Consider the following 12,042-nt stretch of genomic DNA (forward strand, 5'->3'; position numbering starts at 1 on the left):
GAGGGCGGCGCGGCGGGCGGGCCGGCCGCCGGACCGGGCTGCGGAGCCGGCCAGGCCGGCACCGGTCCGGGCGGGGCGGACGACGCCGCGCGGTGCGCCGCCAGCCCGACGAGCAGCGCCCCGACCACGAACAGCACGCCGCCGGTGACGAGCAGGCCGCCCCACAGCCACGGCAGGAAGGGCGCGGTGACGCCGGCGCGCGCGTCGACGTCCACCCCGGCCGAGCCGTCGGCCCGCATGACCACGACGGTCCAGTCGCCGTCGGCCGGCGTCCAGTCGAGGGTCTGCGTGCCGGAGCCCTGTGCCTGGGCGACCCAGATGTCCTGGTCGCCGGGGGCGCCGGCCGGTGCGCCGCCCGGGATGTCGCGGCCCTCGTCGAGGCCGCCGTCGGCGCCGAGGTCGTCGACCGCGCGGTACCCCACGCCGTCCAGGTAGCCGTCGGCGTCGGCGGTGCGGGCCACCCCGAGGAACAGCTCGACCGACGGGTCGGCCGGGGTGACGTCGAGGCGGGCCTCGCCGAGCACCTCGTCGATGACCCACTCGTCACCGCCGACGTCGAGGTCGATCGAGCCGGTGACCAGGGCGTACCCGGAGGTGGCGAGGTCGTCGGTCGGCGTCGACAGGTAGCCGTCCTCGCGCTGGGTGGTGTCCGCCCAGGCCAGGCCGATGCCGCCGGCCAGCAGGCCGGTGGAGAGCAGCAGGAGGATGGCGCCGGCCACGACGGCGGTCACCCGGCCGGCACCCCAGCGCTGCGCCGGCGCGGGCGCCGACGTCGCGGGGAGGGCCGCCGGTCCCCCGGCCGGCACCGGGCCCGTGGGGACGGCGGGCTGCGTGCCCGGGTCCGTGCCGCCCATGTCGAAGCGGAACGGCGGGTACCGGTCGGTCATCAGCGCGACGTAGGCGGCGACCCGCAGCACCCAGCGGTCCATGCCGAGGACGAAGTCGTAGACGGACTGCGGATAGCGCCCGGTGAACAGCAGCACGACGCCGGCGACCAGCACGAGGATCCCGACCAGCCCGCCGAGGCCCCAGCCGCTGTCCCAGGCCCCGTCGTCCGCCGCCGAGGCGCCGATCCAGATGCCGCCGCCGACGAAGAGGGCCACCACCAGCCAGTGCGGCAGCGCCAGGAGCCAGGACTTGACCAGCACCAGCCCGCGGGAGAGCCGCTCGGGGTACGGGACCTCGAGGTGCGCCGGGTAGTCCGGCACGTCGGCGAGGGTGAACGGCGGATAGCGGTCGGTGCCGAGGGCGCCGTAGCCGTAGTAGTGCACCCGCCAGCTCCACCGCAGGACGCCCACGTCGTAGTCGAACAGCGCCCGGGGGTACCGGCCGGTGATCAGGATGGCGAACCACGCGATGACCGTGGCGACGACGAAGCCGATCCACAGCAACGCCAGGACGACGAGGTGCGGCAGGAGCAGCAGCCACTTCACCAACCACAGCCAGCGGGACAGCGGCGCGTCGACGACCGCGTCGACCCGCACCGGATACGGGGTCTGCTGATCGGTCATGCCGGCGACCCTCCCGCCGCCGTCCACCCGGTGACGCAGCCCTACGGCACCGCCCGGCGGGACCTTCGCCCCCCTGCCCGCGGGCGCCCGGGCGGCTCGCTCGACCGCGGTCCGGGACCTGCGGCCCTGCCCACGGAACCGGGACCCGGTCAGGCTGGGCGGAGGTGCCGGACCGGGGAGAGGAGCGAACGTGGCCGACGCGCCGAGAACCCCGCACCGGGGCATCCGGCGGTTCACGCTGGGCCACGGACCGCTCAAGCGCGGCTGCGACCGGCTCGAGTGCGCCGCCCGCGTGCTGCTGCTCCTCGTCGCGCTGCTCTCGGTGCCCCTGGCGCTCACCGCCGGCACCGTCCTGCACGCCGACCTGGCGGCGACGGCGGCCCAGGAGGCGGAGCAGCGCACCCAGGTCCAGGCGGTGGCGACCGCCGACGCAGCCACCCGCCCCGACGCCGCCCTCGGCGGCCGCTCCCTGGTGCCGGCGTGGTGGACGGCGCCCGACGGGCAGGTCCTGGACGACGAGGTACCCGCGCCCGCGGGCACGCGCGCGGGGCAGGTCGTCGACATCTGGGTGACCGCCGACGGCCGGCCGGTCGATCCCCCGCTGACCGGCCGCGAGGCGGCGCAGAGCGTGGTCGTCCTCACCGTGGTGGGCTGGACCGGTCTCCTCGCGACCGCCGGCCTGCTGCACGTCGCGCTGTGCTGGCTGCTCGGCCGGCACCGGGACCGGGAGTGGGCCCGGGAGTGGGCCGCGGTGGAGCCGACCTGGACCCGTCGGGTCCCCTGACCTGCTGTCGCCCTGCACACGGCTGCTGACCGGGAGCCCCGACGGGTGCACTCTGGCGGTGTGACCTCGCGCGTGGTGTCTCCCGCCGTGCCGGGTGTCCGCCCGCCGCGCGGTGCGCGCCCGCCGGTGCAGCGGCACCCCGTGGACCTCGTGCGCGTGGCCCTCGGCCTCGCCGTGCTGGGGCTGGGCTTCCTGATCGCCCAGCGCGGCCGTCTGCCGGTCTTCGAGCAGAACGTCTTCCAGATCGTCAACGACCTGCCGGCGGAGGTCTTCCCGGTCGTCTGGGTGGTCATGCAGCTGGGCAACGTGCTCGCGGTCCCGGTGGTCGCCGCGGTCGCCGCCCTGACCGGCCGGCTGCGGATGGCGCGGGACATGCTCGTCTCCGGCGTCCTGGCCTACCTCGCCGCCGACGAGGTGAAGCAGGTCGTGCAGCGCGAGCGGCCGGGCGGGTTCGCCCTCGACGCCAACTTCCCCGAGGGTCCGGTCGGGGGCCTCGGCTTCATCTCCGGGCACTCGGCGGTCGCCGCGGCGCTGGCCACCGCCGTCGTCCCGTACCTGTCGCGGCGGGCCCGCCGCACCGCCTGGGCGCTGGCGTGGACGGTGGCCCTGGCCCGCATCTACGTCGGGGCGCACCTGCCGCTGGACATCGTCGGCGGCCTGGCCGTCGGCTGGGCGATCGGCTCGCTGGTGCACTGGGCGTTCGGCGTCCCGCGCCTGGAGGTGCCGCCCGACCGCGTCGCCCGCTGGCTGGAGCACTACGGGCTGCCGGTGCGCGACGTGCGGCCGGCCGCCGTCCAGGCGCGGAGCTCGATCCCCTTCGAGGCCGTCGACGAGCAGGGCCGCCGGCTGTACGTGAAGTGGCTGGAGCCCGACCGCCGGGAGCGCGACTGGCTGTACCGGCTGTGGCGGCTGCTGGCCGTCCGGGACGTGAAGGACGCCGACGCCGTGGCCCCGCTGGGTCAGCAGGCCGAGCACGAGGCGGTCGCGGCGATGATCGCCCGCGAGCGCGGGGTGCACGTGCCCCGCGTCCTGCTCGCCCGCGGCAAGGACCGCGGCGCGATCGTCGTCCAGGAGTACCTGACCGCGCGGGGCCTGGACGACCTGCCGGCCGAGGAGCTGACCCGCGAGCTGCTCACGGCGGTCTGGCGGCAGGTCGCGCTGCTCCGGGCGGCCCGGGTCGCCCACCACGACCTCGTCGCCTCCAGCGTGCTGGTGGACGGCGACGGCCGGCCGTGGGTGGTCGACTTCGGCAACGCCCTGACCGGTGCCTCCGACGACGCGCTGTCCGGGGACGTCGCCGAGTTGCTCGCCTCCCTCGCGCTGCGCACCGACCCCGGGCTGGTCGTCGACTGCGCGATCGACACGCTCGGGCCGGACGCCGTCGCCGAGGCCCTGCCCGGGCTGACGCCGATGAGCCTGACCTCGGCGACCCGCGCGGCGGTGCGCACCGACCACGCCCGCCTCGACGCGCTGCGGGGGGCGCTGCGCGGCCGGCTGGGCCTGCCCGACCCCGACCGGCCCGAGTTCGGCCCGCCCGGGCTCGCCGCCCGGCTGGCCGTGGCCGCGGGGTCGGCGCTGGTCCTCGTCGGGGTGCCGCTGCTGGCCGGGGCGACCGAGTTCTTCGACGTCGTGGAGGACGGCGGCTGGCGCTGGCTGGGGGCAGCCCTCGCCCTCGCCGTCCTGGCCCGCGCCGCGAACGCCGCGGCGGCCCTGTTCACCGTGGAGCGACGGATCGCGCTCGGGCGGACCTACGCCGCCTCGCTGGTCGCGGAGTCGGCCTCGCTGCTGCACGGCAGCGAGGGGTGGCGCCGGTCGGCGGCCCGGTTCCTCGAGCGCGCCGGCGTCCTGCCGGCGGACGCGCGCCGCTCGACCGACCGGTTCGTGGTCAGCGGCGTCGTCGCGGCGATCCTGGTGGCCTCCGGGATGCTCGTGATGGCGGTCGTGGAGGACCGGCTGGGCGACTGGCAGGCCCCGGAGGCGCTCGTGCCGGCCGTCGCGCTCGGCCTGGCCGCGTGGGCGCTGGTGCTGACCGGTCAGTGGCTGGCCCGCCGGCACGACACCGCGCCGGGCGGCCGGCGGCGGCTGCCGTCGCTGCTGGCCACGATCACCCGGGTGCCCGCCGAGGTGCCGTGGCGGTGGGGGGCGCAGTTCGGCTGGTCGACGGTCGGGGTGGTGCTCGAGGGGGCGGTCCTGGCCGCGGCGATGCACGCGGCCGGCGGCTCGGTGCCGTTGCTGGCCACCGCGAGCGTGTACGCGGCGCTGCACCTGCTGTGGTCGGTGCTGCCGGTGACCGGGGCTCCCGGCTGCGCGGAGGTCACCCTGCTGCTGGCGCTCACCGCGCTCGGCGCCCCGCTGGCCAGCGCCTGCGCGGCGGCGCTGGTCTTCCGCGTCCTCGTGTCCTGGATCCCGGCGGTGCTCGGCTGGCTGCTGACCGCCCGCCTCGAGCACCGCTTCGGCGTGTGACCACGACCCGGGCGGAGCGGCGTCCGCGCACCGCCCTCCGGCGGGCGCTCACCGGCCGCGCGGCGCGGGCGACCCTGACCGTGGCCGTGATCGTGGCGATCTTCGCCGGCGTGCTGCCGCGGATCGCCGACTACGCCTCGGCGTGGGACCTCGTCCGGCGGCTCACCGGCGGGGAGGTCGCGCTGATCGCCGTCGTGGCGCTGGTCAACCTGTTCTCCTACGCCCCGCTCTGGATGGCGGCGCTGCCCGGGCTGACCCTGGGCCGTGCCGTCATGTCCGACCAGGCCTCGACGGCGATCTCCAACACGGTGCCGGTCGGGTTCGCCTTCGGCGTCGGCACCAACGCGGCGATGTACCACTCGTTCGGCTTCCCGGCGGGCGGGATCGCGCGGGCGGTGGCGCTGACCGGCGTGTGGAACAACCTGGTCAAGCTGGCGATGCCCGCCCTGGCGCTGGCCGGGCTGGCACTGGTCGGGGACGTCGACGTCGGCTTCGGGCTGGCCGCCCTGCTCGGCAGCAGGGTGCTGCTCGCCGGTGCCGGCGTGCTGGTCGTCGTGGTCACCCACGGCCCGGCCGCGGCGGCCGTGGCCGCGGGGGCGGAGCGGCTGGCCGGCCGGGTGCTGCGGGTGGTCCGCCGCCCGGCGCCGTCGGGGTGGGTGGAGCGCACGGAACGCTTCCGCACCGACTCCCGCGACCTCATCCGGGCGCGCTGGCCGCAGCTGAGCGCCGCGGCGGTCGCCAGCCACGCCGCGCTGTTCCTCGTGCTGCTCGTCTGCCTGCGCGGCATCGGGGGCGAGGGCGCCGACGCGTCGTGGATCGTCGTCCTCGCGGCGTTCTCGATCACCCGGCTGGTGACGATCGTGCCGATCACGCCGGGGGCGCTCGGCGTCGCCGAGCTGAGCTACGTCGCCGGCCTCACCGCCGTCGGGGTCGAGGCGACGGCGGCGGCCGGCGCGGTGCTGCTGTTCCGCTTCCTGACCTGGTTCCTCCCGATCCCGGTCGGCGCGGTCACGTGGCTGCTCTGGCGGCGCGGCGTCGGGCGGGCCCACGTGGCCGAGCCGGTGGGAGCGGCGCGGTGAGCCGGTACCGGCGCCGGGTGGCCGACGGCGCGACGGCGCTGGTCGGGGCGGGTGTCGCGGCGCTGTGCTCGTGGGCGGTCGCCTCCGGGGAGGTCGGGCCGGCGGAGCGGGCGGTGTTCACGTTCGTCAACGGCCGGCCGGGCGCCTGGGAGGGGCCGCTCTGGGCGGTGCAGCTGCTCGGGGTCATCGGGCTGCCGCTGATCGTCGCGCTCCCGGCCCTGGCGCTGCGGCGCTGGCGGCTGGCCCTCGGGCTGGTGCTGCTCGTGCCGCTCAAGCTCCTGGTGCACGGCGAGGTGGTCAAGGGACTGGTGCAGCGGCAGCGGCCGGGCTCGATCATCCCGGACGCCGTGTTGCGCGAGGTGCCGTCGGCCGGTGTGGCCTACCCCTCCGGGCACGCGGTGGTCGCGGCGGGGGTCGTCGTCCTGCTCGCTCCCTACCTGCGGCGGCGGTGGCTGGTGCTGCTCGTCGTCGTCGCCGCGCTGGTCTGCGTGTCCCGCGTCTACCTCGGCGCCCACGCGCCACTGGACGTGGTGGGTGGCGCGGCCATCGGCGCGGCGGTCGCCGGGGTGCTGAACCTGCTGCTCGGGGTGCCGGTGCGCAGGACGGCGGCGCCGCTGAAGCGGCCGTGGGCGAGGTCGGCCAGCGCCCGCGGGGCCTCGTCGAGGGAGTAGCCGACGGTGGTGGCCCGGACGCCGAGCCGCGCCGCGAGGGCCAGGAACTCCTCGGCGTCCCGTCGGGTGTTGGCGGTGACGCTGCGCAGCCGGCGCTCGCCGAACAGCTCGTCGGCGTAGACCAGCCGCGGGACGTCGGAGAGCCAGATGCCGGCCACGGCGAGGGTGCCGCCGCGGTCCAGCGCCCGCAGCGCGGCCGGCACCAGCTCGCCGGCCGGGGCGAAGAGGACCGCGCCGTCCAGGGGCTCCGGGGGCGCGTCGGCGGCGTCGCCCACCGAGTCGGCGCCCAGCTGGCGCGCCAGCGCCCGGTTCCCCTCGCCCCGGGTCAGCACGTGCACGCGCAGCCCCTGGGCGAGCGCCACCTGCGCGGTGAGGTGGGCACTGCCGCCGAAGCCGTAGATGCCCAGCCGGCCACCAGGCGGCACCTCGGCCAGCCGCAGCGCCCGGTAGCCGATGATCCCGGCGCAGAGCAGCGGCGCGGCGTGCTCGTCGTCGACGCCGTCGGGCAGCCTGTGGGCGAACCGCTCGTCGACCAGGCAGGCGTCGGCGTAGCCGCCGTCGACGTCCCAGCCGGTGAACACGGGGGCGAGGCAGAGGTTCTCGTCGCCGCGGCGGCAGAACCGGCAGCTGCCGTCGGTGCCGCCCAGCCAGGCCACCCCGATCCGCTCCCCGACGGCGAACCGGCCGGCGCCCGCGCCGAGCGCGGCCACCCGGCCGACCACCTCGTGCCCCGGCACGACGGCCGGCCGGTGCGGCGGCAGGTCACCCTCGGCCACGTGCAGGTCGGTCCGGCAGACACCGCAGCAGACCACGTCGACGAGCACCTGGCCCGGTCCCGGCACCGGCGGCTCCCGCTCGACCGGATCCAGCGGTCCCTCGCCCTCGTCGACCGGGCCCGGCCGGGCCACCACCCAGGCGCGCACGGCGCGCTCAGGCCGGACCGGTGGCCGGCGCGGTCGCCTCCGGGTGCACGACCATGACCGGGCAGCGCGCGTGGACGACGGTGTGCAGCGCGACCGAGCCGAGCACCATCCCCTCCAGCCGGCTGCGGCTGCGGCTGCCCACCACCAGCAGCGCGGCGCCGTCGGCGCGCCGCACCAGCACGTCGGCGGGGGCGCCCTCCTCGACGTCGACGGTCACCTGGGGCCTCTGCGGCGGGGGGTCGAGGACGCCGGCCACGATCCAGCGGGCCCGTTCCAGCGCCTGCTCGCGGGTCTGCCCCACCGGCGGCGCGGTGATCGCGTACAGGTCGCTCCAGTAGTCCGGCGCCCGGTACGCCGCCACCGCCTCGACCCGCGCCCCCAGAGCCGCGGCCTCCTCGACGGCGCGGGCCAGGGCGCGGTGCGCGACCGGGCTGTCGTCGAGGCCGACCACGACGCGCGGCTGCGGCGGTGCCGGCACCGGGTGGACGACGACCACCGGGCAGCTGGCGTGCGCGGCGCAGTGCAGCGCGACCGACCCCAGCAGCGTGCTCGCGACCGCGCCGCGGCCACGGCTGCCGACCACGAGCAGCTCGGCGCCCTCCGACTCCCGCACCAGGTGCGCGGCGGCCGATCCGGTGACCACGTCGATCCGCACCGGCACGTCGGCCGCACCGGCCACCTGCGGTCGCAGCTCGTCGACCAGCGCCCGCGCCCGGTCGCCGGTGTCGGTGCGCAGCGCCTCCACCCGACCGGGGGTGCCCAGCTGCGGATCGGCCCAGGAGAGGTCCACCGGGAGGGCGCTGAGCACCTCCACGCGGGCCCCGGTGCGCGCGGCGGCGGTCAGCGCCCAGGCCAGCGCGGCGCGCGCGCCCGGGGAGCCGTCCACCCCCGCGACGACGCGGCGGCCCTCCGCGGCGGCTCCGGTCGGGTCCATGCCGGCCACCTCCCGCCCGCGTCTCCGGCCGCGTTCCCGCGAGGGAGACAGGATCCACCCGCGGGGTCCGTTCGAGCAGTCCCCGGCGCCCGGACGCGGTCCCGGCCGGCTCACCCGGGACGACCGGCCGTCCGGGTCGGGACGAAGGTCCCTGCGCCCCGGCGCCCAGTGCGCCGAGAGTCAGCACGGGCCCGTCGAAACAGCGGCGGCGTCCACCTCCGCTCTTCTCCGTGCACCGCACGAACTGGAGGCCGACGTGCCGACCCCCGCCGAGGACCACGTGATCGAGGACCTCGACGATCCCGACTGCCGGTCGCTGCTGCGGACCGTCCGCATCGGGCGTCTCGGCTACACGCGCGACGCCCTGCCGGCGATCCAGCCGGTGCCCTTCTGCGTGCACCGGGACCAGGTGGTCATCCCGTCACGGTCGTGCAGCCAGCTGGTGCCCGGCACCCGCGCGGCGGTGGTCGCCTTCCAGGTCGACGCGCTGGACGAGGCGACCTGCACGGGCTGGACGGTGACCGTCGTCGGCCCGTCCCGCTCGGTCACCGACCCCGCCGAGATCGCCGACCTCGACGCCCTGCCGTGGCCGTTCCTGCTCAGCTGGCCCGACCGCTGCTACATCAGCGTCGGCATCGGCATGGTCACCGGCTGGCGAGCCCGACCCCGGCGGAGCGTGGCCGTCCGGCCACCGGTCGGCGACGCACTGCCCCGCCTCGCCGAACACACCCGCTGAGCGTCACATCTGCCTTCCCCTGGCTCACCGGCCGTGGCAGTCTCGTAACTCCAGAGGAAGCGGGACCGACCATGCCGTCTGAGCCACGCTCGGAGCAGGGACAGCCCGTCCGGGCGTCCCCGTTCGTCGGCATGCGCCTGACCGAGCCGCTCGACGAGGAGCTGGCGGAGGTGGCGGAGGTGGCCCGCAGCCAGACCCGGGTGCAGCACCTCCTCGACTCCTTCCTCAGCGTCTCCACCGGGCTGGACCTCGAGAACACCCTGCGCCGGATCGTCGAGGCCGCGGTCGACCTGGTCGACGCCCGGTACGGGGCGCTCGGGGTGCTGGCCTCCGGCGGCGGGCTGGCCGCGTTCATCCACGTCGGGATCGACGACGAGCTGGCCGCGCGGATGGACTCCCTCCCGGAGGGGAAGGGCGTGCTCGGCCAGCTGATCACCGAGCCGCGCCCGCTGCGCATCCCCGACCTCGGCCGGCACCCGTCGTCGGTCGGCTTCCCGCCGCACCACCCGGAGATGCGCTCGTTCGTCGGGGTGCCGGTGCTCGTGCGGGGCGAGGTCTTCGGCAACCTGTACCTCACCGAGAAGCGGCAGGGCGAGTTCACCGCCGAGGACGAGGTCGTGCTCACTGCGCTGGCTGGCGCGGTGGGCATCGCCATCGACAACGCCCGGCTCTACGAGGAGGCCGAGGCGCAGCGACGGTGGACCGCGGCGCTGTCCGACGTCCGCGCCTGCCTGCTCAGCGCCTCGTCGCTCGACGAGGTCTTCCCGCTGGTCACGACCCGGGTGGCGGAGCTGATCGACGCCGACGGCACCTGGCTGCTCGTGGGTCCGGACTCGGCGGACGACTGCTACGTCATCCGCGCGCAGAGCGGCGAGGGGATGGACGACGTCACCGGCACCCGGCTCTCCCCCCGGGAGAACACCGTCCTCGACGCGGTGGCCCGCGCCGAGTCGGTGGTCGTCATGGACACGACGGGGCTGGCCTACCAGGGGCCCAACGCCGAAGTCGCCTGGGGCTCGTGCACCGGTGTCCGGCTGCGCGGCAGCCACAGCGAGGACGCCGTCCTGGTCGCCGCCCGCCGGGCCGGGCGACCGCCGTTCCCGCCGGCGCTGGCCCCGCTGATGAGCGCGTTCGCGCTGCAGATCGCCGCTGCCCTCGACATGGCCGTCCAGCAGCGGGTGGCCCGGCAGCTGGCCGTGTACGAGGACCGCGACCGGATCGCCCAGGACCTCCACGACCACGTCATCCAGCGGGTGTTCGCCGCCGGTCTCAGCCTGCAGTCCGTGCTCCCCCGGCTGCCCGACCCGGAGACCCGCGCCCGGATCCGCAAGGTCGTGCTGGAGCTCGACGAGACCGTCCGCGACATCCGGACGACGATCTTCGACCTGCACACGACCGAGGACCTCGACCAGTCGACCAGCGTGCGTCGTCGGGTGCTCGACATCGTCACCGAGACCGCCGGCGGGCGGCTGCACCCGACCGTCCGGATGTCCGGAGCGGTGGACAGCCTGGTCACCGGGGATCTCGCGGCCGACCTCGAGGCGGTCGCCCGCGAGGGAGTGAGCAACGCCGCCCGGCACTCCGGGGCGCGGCACGTCACGGTCACCGTCGACGTGGCCGACGAGGTCGTGCTGGAGGTCGTGGACGACGGCCGCGGCATCGACGTCCGGGCAGCCCGCAGCGGCCTGCGCAACCTGGAGGACCGCGCGCAGCGGCGCGGCGGGGACTGCGTCGTCGCGGCCCTGCCGGACGGCGGGACGCGGCTGCGCTGGTGGGCGCCGCTGCGCTGAGCGCGGTGACGCCGCTGCGCCGCGGCGGGGGTCAGCCCTGGCGGGTGACCGGCTGCGAGCCGCGCAGCTCGGTGGCCAGCACCGCCGCCTGCGTGCGCCGCTCCAGGCCCAGCTTGGCGAGCAGGTGCGAGACGTAGTTCTTCACGGTCTTCTCGGCGAGGAACATCCGTTCGCCGATCTGCCGGTTGGTCAGGCCCTCGCCGATCAGCTGGAGCACGGTGCGCTCCTGGTCGCTGAGCTTGGCCAGCGGCCCGGCGGGCTCCGCCGCCCGCCGCAGGCGCGTCAGCACCGCGGTGGTCGCCGTCGGGTCGAGCAGCGAGCCGCCGGCGGCCACCGCGCGGACGCCGCTGACCAGGTCCTGGCCCAGGATCTGCTTGAGCAGGTACCCCGAGGCCCCGGCCATGATCGCCTCGAACAGCGCCTCGTCGTCGCTGTAGCTGGTCAGCATGATCACCTTGAGCTCGGGCATCTTCGACCGCAGCTCGCGGCACACGGAGACGCCGTCCCCGTCGGGCAGCCGCACGTCGAGGACGGCGACGTCCGGGCGCAGGGCCGGGACGCGGGCCAGCGCCTCGGCGGCGTTCTTGGCCTCGCCGATGACGGTGATGCCAGGGTCGCTCTCCAGCACGTCGGCCACCCCGCGCCGGACGACCTCGTGATCGTCGAGGAGGAACACCCGGATCGCCGGGCTCACCCCGTTTCCGCTCACAGCCGTCCTCCCCGTCGCCACCGTGCTCTCGGTGACCGGCCGCGAGGGCCGGACGGCCCAGGCTAGAGGCCAATGCGACCGGTGCGGGCAGAGTCCAAGGTCCCTGGTCCCACCCGTGCGCGGCCTTTGCGTCCGCCTGCGGAACCCCCGGCGCTGGAGCTCCGCCCCGTTCCCGGACTTTCGGCGCGGAAAGTCCGGGAGGGGGTCGGGCCCGTCCGGGCCGCCCGGGTGCCGGCCGGACCGCTCCGAGCACCCGACCGGCCCCTGATCTTCTCTCCGGAGTTCGTGTGTCCGTGCTGGTGAGAGGCCCAGAAAGGGTCGTACCCCGGTCTTGGGTTGGGGTCGTGCTCAGCGGGAGTGGGTTCGGGGTCGGCCTGACGGTCGCCGAGCTCGCGCTGCCCGACCAGTGGCCGGCCGATCGGGTGCCGGTGCAGCTGGCCGA

General features: G+C 76.5%; 9 protein-coding genes and 1 pseudogene. 6 read left to right on the top strand and 4 right to left on the bottom strand.

The features are described 5' to 3' along the window. Positions 1–1,511, bottom strand: a 1,511-nt coding sequence (locus MY520_RS27090) for a DUF4389 domain-containing protein (RefSeq protein WP_436695802.1), incomplete at its 3' end; no start/stop codon positions are given. Positions 1,512–1,701: 190 nt separating this feature from the next. Between MY520_RS27090 and MY520_RS27095 the strand changes: the two genes are divergently transcribed. The 4 genes from MY520_RS27095 (at position 1,702) to MY520_RS27110 (ending at position 6,508) form a co-directional block, all read left to right on the top strand. Next, on the top strand, positions 1,702–2,295 hold the full coding sequence (locus MY520_RS27095) for an Rv1733c family protein (protein WP_436695803.1): 594 nt from the start codon (positions 1,702–1,704) through the stop codon (positions 2,293–2,295). Between the two features lie 60 nt (positions 2,296–2,355). Continuing rightward, complete coding sequence (locus tag MY520_RS27100) at positions 2,356–4,758, top strand: phosphatase PAP2 family protein (protein WP_436695804.1); 2,403 nt, start codon at positions 2,356–2,358, stop codon at positions 4,756–4,758. Beyond that, entirely contained in the window at positions 4,755–5,837 is a 1,083-nt protein-coding gene (locus MY520_RS27105; protein ID WP_436695805.1) for a lysylphosphatidylglycerol synthase transmembrane domain-containing protein, read from the top strand. The genes MY520_RS27100 and MY520_RS27105 overlap by 4 nt, the downstream gene beginning before the upstream one ends. Positions 5,838–6,004: 167 nt before the next feature. After that, positions 6,005–6,508, top strand: coding sequence for a phosphatase PAP2 family protein (locus MY520_RS27110; RefSeq protein WP_436695810.1), 504 nt, complete (start codon positions 6,005–6,007; stop codon positions 6,506–6,508). Here the strand turns inward: MY520_RS27110 and MY520_RS27115 are convergent. Beyond that, positions 6,496–7,431: pseudogene (locus tag MY520_RS27115) on the bottom strand (zinc-dependent alcohol dehydrogenase family protein); the annotation flags it as partial. The gene MY520_RS27110 and the pseudogene MY520_RS27115 sit on opposite strands and share 13 nt — an antisense overlap. Positions 7,432–7,438: 7 nt before the next feature. Continuing rightward, positions 7,439–8,365: a universal stress protein gene (locus MY520_RS27120; RefSeq protein ID WP_436695806.1), complete on the bottom strand. Its 927-nt coding sequence runs from the start codon at positions 8,363–8,365 to the stop codon at positions 7,439–7,441. Positions 8,366–8,621: 256 nt separating this feature from the next. Between MY520_RS27120 and MY520_RS27125 the strand changes: the two genes are divergently transcribed. Beyond that, positions 8,622–9,101 carry a pyridoxamine 5'-phosphate oxidase family protein gene (locus tag MY520_RS27125; protein ID WP_436695807.1) on the top strand — a complete coding sequence of 160 codons (480 nt, stop codon included), beginning with the start codon at positions 8,622–8,624 and terminating at the stop codon, positions 9,099–9,101. A 131-nt stretch (positions 9,102–9,232) separates the two neighbouring features. After that, positions 9,233–10,891, top strand: coding sequence for a GAF domain-containing sensor histidine kinase (locus MY520_RS27130; RefSeq protein WP_436695808.1), 1,659 nt, complete (start codon positions 9,233–9,235; stop codon positions 10,889–10,891). A 31-nt stretch (positions 10,892–10,922) separates the two neighbouring features. Here the strand turns inward: MY520_RS27130 and MY520_RS27135 are convergent, their stop codons facing one another. Beyond that, the gene (locus tag MY520_RS27135) at positions 10,923–11,585 is read right to left on the bottom strand and encodes a response regulator (protein WP_436695809.1); all 663 of its coding nucleotides are present in this window, start codon (positions 11,583–11,585) and stop codon (positions 10,923–10,925) included. Positions 11,586–12,042 lie beyond the last annotated feature (457 nt).

The sequence above is a fragment of the Geodermatophilus sp. CPCC 205506 genome (genome assembly GCF_051383635.1).
Classification (GTDB): Bacteria; Actinomycetota; Actinomycetes; order Mycobacteriales; family Geodermatophilaceae; genus Geodermatophilus.

Excerpts from the sequence above, each read along its gene's own strand:
- MY520_RS27120 (WP_436695806.1), bottom strand. The coding sequence starts at position 8,365 with ATGGACCCGACCGGAGCCGCCGCGGAGGGCCGCCGCGTCGTCGCGGGG.
- MY520_RS27130 (WP_436695808.1), top strand. The coding sequence starts at position 9,233 with ATGCGCCTGACCGAGCCGCTCGACGAGGAGCTGGCGGAGGTGGCGGAG.